Origin of the sequence: Bacillus sp. TSO22 (assembly GCF_020223595.1) — a bacterium.
In the GTDB taxonomy this organism is placed as follows: Bacteria; Bacillota; Bacilli; order Bacillales; family Bacillaceae; genus Bacillus; species Bacillus inaquosorum.
This window is the reverse complement of sequence record NZ_JAHAWO010000001.1, coordinates 532,164-546,967: the sequence shown is the minus strand read 5'-3', so window position 1 is coordinate 546,967 and position 14,804 is coordinate 532,164. Positions and strand designations below refer to the sequence as shown.

General features: G+C 33.6%; 10 protein-coding genes and 3 pseudogenes. 6 read left to right on the top strand and 7 right to left on the bottom strand.

Annotation, left to right across the window (positions count from 1 at the left end):
• Nucleotides 1-85: 85 nt before the first annotated feature.
• The 4 genes and pseudogenes from KHQ79_RS02960 to KHQ79_RS02945 all read right to left on the bottom strand — a co-directional run bounded on the left by KHQ79_RS02960 (nt 86) and on the right by KHQ79_RS02945 (nt 3,800).
• Nucleotides 86-571: a DedA family protein gene (locus KHQ79_RS02960; RefSeq protein WP_010330742.1), complete on the bottom strand. Its 486-nt coding sequence runs from the start codon at nt 569-571 to the stop codon at nt 86-88.
• Complete coding sequence (gene pssA, locus KHQ79_RS02955; RefSeq protein WP_044428814.1) at nt 558-1,094, bottom strand: CDP-diacylglycerol--serine O-phosphatidyltransferase; 537 nt, start codon at nt 1,092-1,094, stop codon at nt 558-560. Before pssA ends, KHQ79_RS02960 begins: the two co-directional genes overlap by 14 nt.
• A gap of 1,120 nt (nt 1,095-2,214) precedes the next feature.
• The gene (locus KHQ79_RS02950) at nt 2,215-2,802 is read right to left on the bottom strand and encodes a TetR/AcrR family transcriptional regulator (RefSeq protein WP_129508187.1); all 588 of its coding nucleotides are present in this window, start codon (nt 2,800-2,802) and stop codon (nt 2,215-2,217) included.
• 179 nt (nt 2,803-2,981) lie between these two features.
• Nucleotides 2,982-3,800 (bottom strand): annotated as a pseudogene (locus tag KHQ79_RS02945) (MerR family transcriptional regulator).
• Nucleotides 3,801-5,007: 1,207 nt separating this feature from the next.
• On the opposite strand from KHQ79_RS02945, the gene KHQ79_RS02940 reads away from it, so the two are divergent.
• The 4 genes and pseudogenes from KHQ79_RS02940 to phrE all read left to right on the top strand — a co-directional run bounded on the left by KHQ79_RS02940 (nt 5,008) and on the right by phrE (nt 8,593).
• On the top strand, nt 5,008-6,231 hold the full coding sequence (locus tag KHQ79_RS02940) for a cytochrome P450 family protein (protein ID WP_129508186.1): 1,224 nt from the start codon (nt 5,008-5,010) through the stop codon (nt 6,229-6,231).
• Nucleotides 6,232-6,642: 411 nt separating this feature from the next.
• Nucleotides 6,643-6,955, top strand: a pseudogene (locus tag KHQ79_RS22365) (nitroreductase family protein); the annotation flags it as partial.
• A gap of 385 nt (nt 6,956-7,340) precedes the next feature.
• A pseudogene (rapE, locus tag KHQ79_RS02935) lies at nt 7,341-8,469 on the top strand (response regulator aspartate phosphatase RapE).
• A complete protein-coding gene (phrE, locus tag KHQ79_RS02930) occupies nt 8,459-8,593 on the top strand; it encodes a phosphatase RapE inhibitor PhrE (protein WP_014114495.1) in 135 nt (44 codons plus the stop codon). The pseudogene rapE and the gene phrE overlap by 11 nt, the downstream one beginning before the upstream one ends.
• A gap of 406 nt (nt 8,594-8,999) precedes the next feature.
• Here the strand turns inward: phrE and KHQ79_RS02925 are convergent, their stop codons facing one another.
• From KHQ79_RS02925 to KHQ79_RS02915, 3 genes are all read right to left on the bottom strand, one after another.
• Nucleotides 9,000-10,067: an isocitrate/isopropylmalate dehydrogenase family protein gene (locus KHQ79_RS02925; RefSeq protein ID WP_129508185.1), complete on the bottom strand. Its 1,068-nt coding sequence runs from the start codon at nt 10,065-10,067 to the stop codon at nt 9,000-9,002.
• A gap of 88 nt (nt 10,068-10,155) precedes the next feature.
• A complete protein-coding gene (locus KHQ79_RS02920) occupies nt 10,156-10,824 on the bottom strand; it encodes an aspartate/glutamate racemase family protein (RefSeq protein WP_129508184.1) in 669 nt (222 codons plus the stop codon).
• 389 nt (nt 10,825-11,213) lie between these two features.
• On the bottom strand, nt 11,214-12,086 hold the full coding sequence (locus tag KHQ79_RS02915; protein WP_225514186.1) for a LysR family transcriptional regulator: 873 nt from the start codon (nt 12,084-12,086) through the stop codon (nt 11,214-11,216).
• Nucleotides 12,087-12,548: 462 nt separating this feature from the next.
• Here KHQ79_RS02915 and KHQ79_RS22295 point away from each other — a divergent pair, with 462 nt between their 5' ends.
• Nucleotides 12,549-14,474, top strand: a complete 1,926-nt coding sequence (locus KHQ79_RS22295) for a ribonuclease YeeF family protein (RefSeq protein WP_225514185.1) — start codon at nt 12,549-12,551, stop codon at nt 14,472-14,474.
• Between the two features lie 13 nt (nt 14,475-14,487).
• Nucleotides 14,488-14,775 (top strand): hypothetical protein, encoded by a 288-nt coding sequence (locus KHQ79_RS02905; RefSeq protein ID WP_014664698.1) that lies wholly within the window; start codon nt 14,488-14,490, stop codon nt 14,773-14,775.
• Nucleotides 14,776-14,804: the final 29 nt, after the last annotated feature.

The window sequence follows — 14,804 nt, the reverse complement described above, 5'->3', positions numbered from 1 at the left end:
AAAAAGATATTTTAAATCTTTCTCCTTCACATAAGGATATCAGAAGCACAAACCCGTTAAGTTACAACGGACGTGTACTCTTTCTTTAATAAAGAATTCCCACCATTCTTCCAATCGTAATAAAAATAAAGCACCATATAAAGGCACCAATTGCAGCGAATAGTGTATATGTCTTCAATTCCATCTTGCCAATACCTGAAAAGTAACACGTTACATGTCTGATTCCTGGAATGAAATATCCAAATATCAGAGAATATGGTCCATACTTTTTTAGCCAATTTTCTACTTTCAGCATTCTCTTTTCTTTCAGCCCAATCCATTTCCCGAATTTATCAATAAAAGGACGCCCTGCTTTTCTACCGATGAGATAACTAATCATCATACCTGACAACGCCCCCAAAAAGCTTACTATAATAGCAAGGGGATAATTCAATACTCCAGTATGAGTGAAGAAACCAACGATTGTCATCATCACTTCATCAGGTATGGGTAATCCTACAATTCCAAGAACTAACATCAAAAAAATAGCGATGTATCCATAACTCGTAATAAATTCTTCAATTTGCTCCATTTTTTGACCCCAAACTTTCCATTGTATTTTTTTTAAATTGTGGGAATTTGATGTTACTTACCATTAAACAAGAAATAATACCTATCCCTACTACCAAGAGTATTTGGTTATGCATTGTACTCAATGTGACAAGACAAATTCCTGCAAGTGGCGTAGGCATTCCAACAAATGTAGAGAGCTTACTTTGTTTAACATTAAATTTAGCGAGACGAAGTAAACTACAAATACTGTAAATTATCATGCATAAAACTCCGGTGATGGATAATTCATAAAGACATGTATAATAGGCAAATATGGATGGGGCTACGCCAAAGGTTACCATATCAGCCATCGAATCCAATTCTCTACCTATATCCGAAACAGCATTAAGTTTCCGGGCAATCATACCATCAAAGAAATCAAAAAACAGACCTATAAAAATAAGAGTTGCTGCAGAATAAATATCCTGAACTAATAATGAGTAAATAGCCAGAAGTCCACAAATTAAATTACCAATTGTAATTATATTAGGTATATAAATCAAATATATTCAACTTCCTTTCTAATTAAATACTTAATAATATTATAAAATTTCCTTTTTAAAAAATAAACAGACCGTACGGTTTATTATAAACTAAATAAGAAAGTTTTTAAATAATTAAGTCCTCGCAACCTTGAAATAAGGATTAAACAAAAGATTATTTCATATAGGAGGGTGATGTTGAGATAGGAGGATTACCTAATTTAAAAAGCCATTTTTGAATCCCATTATTTATGTTTAATGTTTCACACTGTCCCGTTTATTTTTTAAGAGGAGATATTTTGTTTAAATCAAAATCGTTTTTATTAATTGGTATCCTTATCTATGTTAGTACAAAGATTGCATTTTTATTTAATCCTGTTGTAACTTTTGTTTTTAAATTGTTTTTTCCAATTTTTACATCAAACTTTCTTTTTTATTTACTAAAACCTGTTGTTACATTTTTAATTTTAAAAGAAAAGCACCAAAGATTACGGCCATTCTCATTATTTATCTTGTTTTTATTGAATTGTTTGGTCTTCTAATTGGAACATGAGTACCATCATTATTAAACAAATTAACTATTTTGCAGAAGAACTCCCTTGTTTATTTAAAACAAATGATGAATTCATCAATAAACTAGTGAGATTAAGATGGTTTAAGTGGACAGTTGTAAAGACGATTATCTTGAATATTACTGCATTTATTAAAATGCAGTAAGTAAAAGCGAATAATCGATAAGGGTTTGTCTTAACATAAGAAAAATAAAACTTAATTAGCTTCATCATATACAAGACATTTATTCTAAAAATATTTTAAGAATTTTAGAGTAACCAACCCCCCTTTATACTGAACTGTGCCCCAATTGTTAGACATAAACTAACCAATTGGAGGTTGCTTAAATATAAATTATCTAATTTTTTGGAAGTTTATACTTAAGGGGCTTAGATATATCAAGTTATCACTTCGTGATCAAGTTAACAGAAGTAAATACCCTTGAAATATAAATGCATGATCTTTTTATCAATAGTTGTTTTATATAATTTAATCCTTCTCCCAGATTCACCTCGTTTATAGATCTAGAAGCCTGAAAATTTCTATGCATTTACAATAAATAGGATTCCTCATGATATCGAACTAAAGATTATTTTAAGCCCTCAATAAGTACCCTTGCAGACTCTCGATAGAGTTTTTCCTTTTCTTCATCTAAACTGCCCTGAGCTGTAATCTCCAAACCATAGAATAGTGAACTCACTATTTGAGTAGTTAAATCTAAATTAGAAATTGACCAACTACCATCGTGGTTTCCTTCTTCTAAAATGTTTCTTATCATCTTAGAATACTTGCTATCAATTTCAAGGATTCTTTCAATTACTTCTTTCGATTTAAAAGCACTAGCAAAAAATTCTTCAGCCACATGAATAAGGGGAGAGTTAAAATTCATCTGAAGTGAGAAATCAGTGAGATCATATAGCTTTTCAATAGCATTCTTACAATGACTCTCTCTTTTTTTCCACTGAAGTTCCCATTCAAGATAATCTTGTTCAATAATATATAAATAAAGAAATTCTTTTCCTTTAAAATGATGGTAAAGATTACCCTTACTTATCTTTCCAGCCGTTAGAATCTCTTGTAGAGATGTCTCCGAGTATCCTTTTTTAATAAATAATTCTCGTGCTACCTTTACTATCTTATCTTTTGTTTTTTTACTCGCCTCTGCCTGCCGTGCCATGGTTGCTCTTCACTTCCTATCTAATTGAAGAATGTTATTCGCAGTAAATGCTTTTTATTATATCGTGGTATTCAGCAACTGTATCTTCATAAAATTCTAAAGTTTTTTATATGTAGGTATTACGATTATTTCGAAATAAATAGTTCGTTCCATTCATCTATATCCCTGTAGTTTTAATTTTACTCGGATTGAACCTGTAGGTGAATTTTAGTGATTTGATTGTTGAAGCCACTTACCATTATTTCATTAATTATATAGTCCTCATGCATATTCACCCACCTTTAGTCCCTTATTCTTAATAAATTCAATAATTCTATTATAAGCTACTTCAGCTTCCTCACCTTTTTGATATCCGACAACATACAGACCTTTGGGTCTTATATGAGAATACGCATTTTCTCTTCCACCTTTTATTTTGAGATGAAAATGTCTGTAATTATAGAAGTCCTTTTTTAATATTTGTTCACGTGCAAAAATGGCACCAACTGAATATCCTATATCAACTTTATGTGATTGAGCATAATGGATAAGATCTGAAATAGCTGTAATGTATTTTCGTTCAGGAAAATTTAACACCTTTTCTCCTATCATGAATTCCTTCTCCTCTAAATACTGAAGAGAAATTGAAGAAAAATCAGTTTGCATAGCTTCTTCTGCTAGTCCTACTTTCGTTTGTATAATCGTTTTAAGTTGTTGAAGTTCCTTGATTTTATTTTCAATTTCAATAGATTTTTCTTTAAGAAGATTAATCATAGTTCCTGCTGTTTTTCCATTTAAAAATAACTTTATTTCCTTTAATGGAATACCAACTTCTTTGAATGACACAATAATTTGAAAGAGCTCTAATTGATTATATAAGAATAATACCTATATCCGTTCACTTTTTTAATTTCGGGGTATAGAAGGCCAATCCCGTCATAATGAAAGAGCGTTTGTTTCTTTGCGCGACAGAGGTATGCAAATTCCCCTGTTTTAAAATATCTTTTTTTACCTTCAATCGTGAACACCTCCTTACTATATAGTAACCATATACTTTATGCTGCTTATTGTAACGAAAAAAAGTTTAGCACACAATCAAATAGAGATAAAAATAATTTCACTATTAGATAAAGTGAGAATTCCATCCCACTATTTTTCCGTATTTAATTACCTCTGCAATAGGAATGTTTTATGAACATAGTTTATTTGTCAGCCATGTGCTATGGACAAAAGGGCTAGCTACTCAACATGATCATCCCCATTTACTATGTGTTTTATTCCCTTGCACTCAAGATTAAAATAATGAGGGAGCACTTTATTCTATTCCCCTAAGAGAAGGAAAAATAAAAAAGCTCAGAACGTTTCTGTTCATCTTAGTGATTATTATCATATTGGTAACGCTCGCTTACCTTATGTGGGATCAAATGCCCTACCACTTGGGCAACAGGAAAACCCCCTCTACTTAACCAGTTATTTCAATATTGTATCGCTATTCATCCTTTTTTATATTGTTAATAATAAGTATTTTTATTCGTAACGTTGAGAATTGAGGGATCGACATATATTACTGAATTTCCACCATTCTAATTTGTTCTACTGATTTTTTAACTGTGAATATATTGAATAAGTAAACATATACTCAACTTGGATCGAGGGTTGAAATCATTCAGAATTAACTGTATAATAAACCGGACGGTCTGTATTTTTTCAAAAAGGGGGTGGGGACAGGGAGTCAAGTTATAATAGGCGTAGACATTGCAAGTATCATTGGTCATTTTCTTAAAACAAAGGTCTGTTTAGCAGAGCTATCCGTGATGGGAAAATGCGGAGCAACCTTTTTACTTAATGCTAGTGCAACCAGAATGTTGGAACAGTTAGGGATAAGAGATAGGGTTCTTCAAGATAGTTAGGAAACAAAGGCTATTAAGAGATGAAGTATGAAGGGTTCCCTCATGTCTTCAAGTTATTTTATTGATGAAAACATTCTATGTTTTACGTAGCTAGCTCTTATTTAATGAGCGCTTTAGACAAAGTCTATAATAGAGACATTGAAGTGCATTATGAAAAAAGGTGAGGGAAATTGAACTTAAAGTCTCCATATACTCAGCTTAGTTTAATAAATAAACTTTATAATTAATCATGCACGAAGGTAAATGAAAGACGTGCAATAAGAGTAAGATAGATAAATTTTGAATTTTTTATTCTAGATATACGAGGTGTATAAACATGGAATATAAATTGTCAGAAGACTTTTTTCAAAATCCGTATCCCTATTTAACAGAAAAGAGAGAAAGCTCCCCTATATACATGTTAGAAGAACATAAAGGGCAGAAAACATGGCTTTTAACTAAATATAAAGATATTGACTATATTCTTACTAATCCTAAAAAGTACTCAAGTGACACAAGAAAATTCATGTCTCCAGAAGAAAAAGCATCATTTTTTATTAGTAAAGAAATAGATTTACTATATGGTAATAATATGTTAGAAGTTGACCCTCCTGATCATGGTAGACTCAGAAAGTTAGTTCATAAAGCCTTTACTCCTAAAATAATTAAACAAATGGATTCTAGAATAAAGGAAGTTTCTCTTAAGTTAATAAGAGAAATTAAAAATAAAAAAGAATTTGACTTAATTAACGACTATGCTTTCCCTCTCCCAATTATAGTAATAAGTGAGATTTTAGGGATACCGTATGAGGACCATCAAAAATTCCGAGTTTGGTCAAATACATTAATTAAATTTGATAGTATACTTCCCTACCAGGATACTTCTGTTTACCAAGAAATTCAGATTACAGCAAAAGAATTCACCGATTATCTATCAGAATTATTTGATAAAAGGCGTTCAAACCCCCGAGAAGATTTAATTAGCAAACTTGTAAAAGTAGAGGAGGAAGGAGATTCGCTTTCTGAAAGTGAACTCTTTTCAATGGTTGTTCTTTTAATAGTTGCTGGCCATGAAACAACAGTTAATCTAATAGGTAATGGGTTGCTTACATTATTAAAAAATCCAGAAAAAATAGAAGAACTTAGACATAACCCTGAATTATTAGATGCTGCTGTGGAAGAATTACTAAGGTATGAAAGTCCAGTTTCAATGGATTCTCGTTTTGTAGTAGAAAATCATATTTACAAAGGTTTTCATTTTGAAAAAGGTGATCTACTGTTACTTTCTCTCGGATCAGCAAATCGTGATCCCGATGTCTTTAAAAATCCAGATCAAGTGAATTTTCATAGGGAATCAAACAAACACCTTGCTTTTGGAAAGGGGATTCATTATTGTTTAGGAGCTCCCTTAGCACGCATGGAAGGTAAAACAGCATTAGAGCATTTCATTGAAGAACTTCCAACAATAAGCTTTAAAGAACCTCAGAAAGAAATAGATTGGAGAGAGAATTTAGCGTTTAGAGGGATGAATTCTTTACCCTTAGTAAGAACAAATCCTTAAAAATTCTGGAGACAGATAATCCAAAACAAAATAATACAAGGATACATTTCCTAAGAATTCAAAATAAAAATAGAAAAATGGCATACGAGTTTAAATACTTACATCTACCAGAAATAAGTCAATAAATATATCTAAAAAGTAAAAAAGCGCAAACCTGTTTAATAACAACGAGTTTGGCGCTTTTTTTATATGAACGAATGTAGTTTCCAGATCCCTTAAACACCTTTATATTCCGTACAAAGTGAACACCAACAAAAAAGTTAGAAGATACTTTTAGGACACTCTATAAATACATACACATTTACGAACGTCTTTGATGATAAATAAGAAAGGAGGTTGTCAACTTAACTCTTTTAAAAAATTAACAATATAAACTTTGAAGAGTACAACATTTTATAAATTACTAAAGACGTCTGGCTATGTATAGGTCACCCTGCTGAAGAGAAACCTGGACTAAAACCACGTTTGCCTCAATCAATGGTCATGTTTGGTAATCAGTATCAATCGCTAGATGAAGAAAAGTTAGCAACCTATGATCAACAGATGCGTGAGTATTCCGAGATCGTCCTGTTAAAGCGCCTTTCACAGTGAAAAAAGTAAAGGGATGGATAGATCATATTGAGGACCATCTCGAAAGAAGCAAACTCCCCCACTTGCTGAGTATTTAAATAAACAGGGATTTGCAAAAAATAAATTAGATATTTTTGCAATCCACTCCAAATAAAAGAGAAAGAGTTTTGACGCTCTTCCTCTTTTTTATGCACCAACTCGATCTGCGGCAATTTTGACCACCATTTGAAGCACTATCTTCATCTACAAAGTGAGTAAATGTTACGATGCTACTTAATACCATTATTGTAAATAGAATTCGGCAGATTGTCATTAATAATCTCTCCTTTCTAACTATTATTCTGAAATCTGCCCCTATCTCTCAGAAAAAGAGGTTATTTTTAATGAGCCATCTCCATAACTATTTTGATTTAACTGAGACTAAAAAGTTCTTGCGGTCTCACCGAAAATTTAAATTGCGGTGCCCTATTGCCTTTTTCCGCGAAAGAAAACTTGTTAATATTTACATTACTAGTAGTCATAAGGGAAGGGTGAATATCTTGATATCAATCACATCAGCTGAAGTGGGAATGAAGATTAATGAATGGCATAGGCATATTCAAAAATTCAACGTTACTGATGCTGAAATGTTAAAAGCTGAAATCGAACGTGATATAGAGGTTATGGAAGAAGATCAAGATTTGCTTATTTATTATCAATTAATGGCCTTTCGCCATAAAATTATGTTGGAATACACGCTGCCATCTGATGAAAATCGAATGGAACTTTCAGAATATTTAAAGAAAATTGAAGGGCATAAGAAGAAGCTAGACAATATGCGGGCATATTATTATAACTTCTTCCGCGGGATGTATGAGTTTAGAAACGGTGAATACACGAAGGCCATTACATATTACAAAAAAGCTGAACGTAAAATTCCAACGATCTCCGACAAGATTGAAAAAGCTGAGTTTTATTTTAAGTTATCCGAAGTCTATTATCATATGAAAATGACTCATATCTCAATGCACTACGCTGAACTTTCATACAACATCTATAAAAAACATGAACTTTATTCTGTTCGGCGTATTCAGTGCCATTTTGTCATTGCCGGTAACTACGATGACCTTGAAAAACCATGAAAAAGCTCTCCCCCACCTTCAAGAAGCTTTAAAAGGTGCTGAGCTGCTTAAAAGTAAAAATACTCACATCTATGCCACCGCATTTTTCAATCTCGGTAACTGCTATCACAAAATGGACAACTTAAATAAGGCTGCACGTTACATCGAACAAGCCTTGGTACAATACAGAAAAATAAACTCTGACGTACTTCCACAGGCCTATCATGATCTAGCGTTGATTTATTTTAAACAAGGCAAAAAAGAACAGGCATTAGAGTGTTTCCGCAAAGGAATCAGAAGTGCTGTAGATTTTAAAGACGAACTTTTTATGAACTTATTTGAAGCATTAGACGTTCTTTATATAAGAAATGGCGATACACCTAAACTCCTCAACATTTTTTCTCGTTTAGAGAACGGCAAAGGATACCCTTATCTGGAAGAGCTGGCATTGTTAGGAGGAAACCTTTTCGATTATAATGGAAAAATAGAGGATAGTATCATCTGTTTCAAGAAGATGGTATATGCTCAAAAGCAAATATCGAAAGGGGAATGCATGTATGAAATCTAAATTGTTTATCAGTTTATCCGCCGTTTTAATTGGACTTGCCTTTTTCGGATCTATGTCTAATGGCGAAATGAAGGAAGCATCCCGGAATGTAACTCTAGCACCTACTCATGAATTCCTTGTTTGATTCGATAAACAACATTAGTTCTAATTCCCTTTAGCCGTTTCATAACGGCTTTTTCTTATTTCTAAGAAAGATAAGCTAATTGTTGACCTACATACAATAGTATAAATTTTTCACTATTGTCTCCTCTGCCCGAGCAAATAAAAAACAGCAGAAATTCTATTCCTATGTATAGCAATCGTTAATGCATTTGTCAGTTTGAGGTCCCTCGATGATTATCACCTTCATAAAATGCATCACCCCTTGAGTAATGCTATGTAACAGCTGTTTGTCCAAAATATTTAAATACATGATGTTAAATTGTTTAAAGAATATTAAACTTGATTTAAAAAAACACCAATAGCCTCAAACCATTGGTGTTTTGATAATAATCTACTAAATCTCTTACTAAACTATCATTTTTCCCATCTTAAAGGCTGAACCGCTCTACAATTGCTTCTGCAAACTCTGATGTTGAAGATTTACCACCAAGATCTCCTGTTTTGATTCCAGCCCTAACGGTTTCAAAAAGTGAATTTTCTATTAGTTCTGCAACTTCTTTCAGTTTTTTATCATGGTGTTGAGTATTAAGCCATTCAAACAACATAGCTGTTGAAAGCATCATTCCAATAGGGTTTGCGATGTTTTTCCCTGCAATATCAGGTGCCGAACCGTGAGCAGCCTGTGCCATTGCCTGCTTTGCGTTTGAATTAATTGACGGTGCAAGTCCTAAGCTGCCAACTAACTCGCCTGCTAAATCCGAAAGAATATCCCCAAACATATTTTCCGTCACAATAACATCAAAATCTTTTGCACGACGAACTAAATGCGCGGTCATTGCATCAATATGATAATCATCTACTTCTACTTCCGGGTATTGTTCTGCGACTTCACGACACGTATTCAAAAAGAGACCCGATCCAAGTCTTATTACATTCGCTTTGTGGACGATGGTAACTTTCTTACGGCGCTCCATCGCACTTTGAAATGCTACATGTGCGATACGTGAAATAGCTTTTTTAGTAAAAACCCCTGTTGATACAGCCACCTCCGGCGTAATTTGCCATTCTCCTACACCAATATACATATTTCTGTCAGCATAGAAGCCTTCAGTATTTTCACGGTAAATGACCAAATCTGCTTCCCCTACAACACTTTTCGTTCCAGGTATTGTCTTTGCCGGCCTTATATTTGCATAAAGGTCAAAATGGTGACGAAGTTCTCCGCTTGGGTTACGTTTTTCTTTGTGTTCTTCTGGATAAGCAGCAGAATCATGTGGGCCTAATATCCATCCATGACACTTCTCTAATTCTTTTACGGTTACATCTGGCATTGGATCATTATATTTTTTTATTGCATCCCATCCCATTGGTAAATCAACCAAATCCAAAGACATATCTGCTTTTTGAGTTGCGGCCTTCAGCACCAAAGTTGTCGCTTTTACAATTTCCGGTCCAATTCCATCTCCATGTAAAACTCCAATGCGATATGTTGTCATATAACCATCTCCTTGATACTAATTCGCTTACAAAATATAAAATAAAAAGCTGTAAACAGTTTAGACGGCTCTTTAACCGTCCCACTAACTATGAACCTGATTTAAATTCTTTTGCCAATCGAATAACGTGATCAGCACCTATTCGTGGTCCCGTTAAAACCTTTTGATTTTCTATTTTCTCAACTGCACGAGCCATTGAATATTGAGCTAGAATAATCACTTCGCTGGAGGCGTCTATTTCGTCAATTTTTTCTTGAATGAGTTTATCATGACCTGATTCATTACCTTTCTGAAGCTCATGAAATGCCTTAGGAATGAAATACGTGTTAACCTTTATCTTTTTCTTGTGCATTTTTGCCAGTTCGAACAGCATTTCTTTTGTTGTCGGGGCTGCAGTCTGAACAGTTGCCACAATACTTATATTTGCACTTCTTTTCACTGCTTCCTGAAGCATACTAATATCAGATGGCAGAACAGGAACAGGAAGCAAAGACGCTATTCTGCTTATGTAAGGCGTAAAAGATGAACATGTAAATAGTATAGCGTCCACGTTACTTTCTACTGCTTTTCCAGCTAATTCACAAAGCCGCAAGATCATCCGTGTTGTAATTTTATTTGTTGTATTCAGCTCGTAAATCAATCCTTCATCCATAAAATTGATGAGATCTACGTCTTCTGAATGCATGGAGAAAGCCCGATGGATTGGAGCAACTGAATTCATTGTGGCATGGATTAATCCAATGCGAAGTTTTGTCAATGATGTCCCTCCTTTTGTGTCCCACAGCATTCATTTTTATATAACGCTTACAATTCCTTAAAAAACAGAGTGTACGTTATTGAAATTTATATAAGCCACCCTATTATCTTTACTGTAAGACAAACTATGAAATAGATAAAATATCACTTTATAATGAAATCCGATAGAATTTTTCGATGGTTACTGCATTATTCGTTAGCATACCCTAATAGTTTTTCTAGGTTTGTTTGTCATGGCATCAATATCTTGTTAAGAGACACCATTGTCTTTAAAGTATTGTATATACTCATTAATATAATCCTTCCAAAGAGGGTTTTCAATTTGACCTCTGTCTGACGCAATAATAGTGCTGTTATAGCCTACTGCTTTTGCTGAAGCTAAGTTCGTTTCTAAACAGAATCTATATTTGAAAACCTTTCAACTTGATTAACAAACTCATTTACCATAGATAAATTTAAATTGTCTTTTAGATAGAGCATCCAAGTCCGCCACATTAAAGGGTTGCCTTCTTTATCTTTTAAAACGATTGTGTGCAGTGAGTCACGACCTTCTAAAACTGTACTCGGAACAATTGCGTATCCAATACCTTTCATAACCAATTTTTTTGCAACTTCCATATTATCTGTATGAACTAAGACATTCGAAGGTTTATTAAAATGTTGATTCCACCAATTATCGATCACCATGTTTAATGCTGGATCCGTATTATAAGTAATTCTGTTTAGCCTTTGAATTTGATGAAACTTTATTTCTTCTTTAGAAATAATACACATGGTCTCCTGGCTGATCATTTTCTTTTCGTTGCTCCAATGATGCTCTCCCCTGACAAAACCAATATGTGCATCTTGCTTATAAACTGCTTTAATGACCTCTAAGTTTAATGCAGTTTTGATGGAAAATTGCGCAAATGGATGTATATCAGTAAATTTTTTCACGATATGCGGCAGCTTATATAAAGCAAAAGCTCTGGAGACACTTAAACGAATGGTTCCATGAATATGGTCCCCTATATTCCATAAGTTCTCTTCCATTATTTTCAATTGGCTTAGCATGTCTTTTGCATAGGTAACAAGATATTCTCCTTGCTGAGTAAATTCCACACCTCTTCTACCTCTATTTAAAATTTTAATATTAAATTCTTTTTCAAGTTGCTGAAGGCGGTAAGTTAAAGTTGGCTGTGAAATAAATAAACGTTCTGCTGCCTTTGTAATGTTTTTTTCTTCGTAAACGGTTTGTAAAATGATCCAATCTCTTTTTTCCACTTTCCTTCTCCTCTTTGATTTTTCAATCAAATATTTTAAAGATTCACATTATATTTCATAATCTAAAAGTTATCTGACTATGTCGGAACTTCTTTTCATATTTCAATAGTGTGGGCCCACTTAATTTTTTGCACCAGAACCCTTTTAAATGCGTATTTTTTTGTTCCTTCTTCTTTTTTAATATGAAGTTTTTTATTAATCAATAGGTATACCACAAATAATTCATAGGTAATGACTTGACTTTGAATACCAACAAGTTTGATCTTTTTCTTTTAATTTAAGTAGAGAAAGCGAGTTTCAGGAGACATCAAGAAACTCTCGACCAATTATCCCAATCCCCCGAAATAGGTCAAAAGACACAGATCGAATGATTCATTTCCACCATTTGATCCACATAACAGTTAGTTTCATCTTTCTTCCATGGTAATATTTTGTTATATGATTAAATGAGAGGGTATGATTATGAAAGTCTTTGAAGCTAAAACACTTATGTCTGAAGCTACAGACCGCGCCAAAGAATATAAAGAACTAAGGACGCAAATGGTCAACTTGAGAAAAGCTTTACAAAGCGTTGCTGAACTTGACGACAGCGAATTCTCAGGTAAAGGCGCTAATAACATTAAAGCATTCTATCACGATCATGTTGGTGTAACTGATCAATGGATCGACTACATTGACATGAAGATCGCGTTTTTTAATAGCATTGCCGGGGCTGTCGAGGACAAAGGTCTCTCTGATGCTTATATTGAAGAATCTTTTTTAGAACATGAACTGGCTAACGCCCATAAAAAATCAAAGTCCATCATGTCTGAACAGAAAAAAGCCATGAAAGATATTCTAAACGATATCGACGACATCCTCCCGCTCGACTTGTTTTCAACAGAAACCTTCAAGGATGAGCTTGCAGATGCCAATGATAAACGCAAAAAAACAATTGAAAAACTAGGTGACCTTGACGAAGATTTACTGACAGAATATGCTATGTCAGAACCAAATGAACAATTCATCAAGTCAGACTTCCAAAAGCTCCAAGAAGTAACGGGCAAAGGCAAAAACGCTACACCCATTCACTACAACGCCAAGGCGTACCGTGAGAGTGATATACATAAGAAAAAAGGCGATATTGAGAAGCGAACGGAAGCTTATTTGACGATTAAGAAGAAAGAAGAACAAGAACGGGAAATCAAAGAATTACAGAAAAAGCTCAATACGTTGGTTGATGATCCTGACGAGTATCTAAAAGTTGCTAAAGAGATTGGATACGACAACCTCACCACTGAACAACAGGAGTATGTTAAATCCCTCGAGTTTTGGGATAATCCTCTTCGAGCGACCAAGGATATTTTGAAAGAACAGATTGACGGTGTATATGAAGGTTTATTAGCCGGTATAGATGATACAGAGAAGACGGTTAAAGAATATTTAGCCCCTATAGATGCAGCGGGTAAAAAATATCTAGGTCCAGTATATGAATACTATAAAGGCAAACAAATGGCATATTATGATTTTTCGAAGGAAACTGGTAAAGGACTTTTAGGAATTGCAAAATTCGGGATCGATCTCGGTTTAGATCCAAAAGGAACGATAAAGTCCGTTTTTGAATTCGACTATAAAAAAGCCTGGGATTCTACTTGGGATGAGGTAAAAGAAAGCTGGGACAAAAACTTTGTACACGGAGATATGTATTCACAATCGCACTACACCACATATTTCACTTTGAATGTAGCCAGCCTATTCATATCAGGCGGCGGTGGTGCTGTTACAAAGAGTGGATCCGTCGTTTCAAAGGTCGGGAAAGTCGCAGAGAAGGGAATCAGCAAGTCGGGTAAAAAAGGGGTAAACAGTGCCGGAAATGTTGGTAAATCTGCATCAAAAAAAGTAGTAAAAGACACCAAAGACTTTGGGAAACTTTTAAAAAAAGGTTTAGAGTCAATACCAAATCCTTTTGCTAAAGAACTTCTGTTAGCTAGTGATGTTCCTATAAATGTGCTAAACTTACAAAAATCTGGACAAGATACAATTCAACAAATTAAAAAGTCTTTTGATGTTGATCATGGTTCTAAGGGGAATGCTAATAGTAGTAAGATAACCAGTGAAGCTAAATCCGTATCGAATATGAAAGAATTTTTTAATGATGGATTTGGAAAGACTATAAAAAACAATGTTACAAAAACAAAAAATCAATTCCAAGGCCAATCAATCTATGAAGTTAATAAAAAATTGGATAATCCGTATCTGAAAAAAGGCGATAGATTTTATTTAGATAATTTGCACAAGGATCATTTAGAAGTTTTCGATAAAAGAGGAAATTTAAGAGTAGTGTTGAATTTGGATGGAACATTGAACGAAGTTAAGACTAAGAATGCCATTGGAAGAAAATTAAAATAGGTGGTTAAAATAGATGAAAAATATTGATAAAATCTTTAGTGCTTTAAAAGAATTAAATGAAAAATATAATAGTACATTAATTTCAACAGAAGAACTTTTAGAGGAAGAGGAAAATATTAAAGAACTTCCGCAAATAGATGAAAGAATGAATAAAATTTTAGCTAATTTAAGTCAAATTGAAGATAAAGAAAAACTAACTTCTGAATTACTACAGTTACATTTAGTAATAGGTGATATAGAATGGCAGTTTGACCAAATACATGAGATGGTTAGACAGGTAATCGAAAATATTGAGGATTAATATTATAAAAAAGGCCTCTTGAAAAGAGA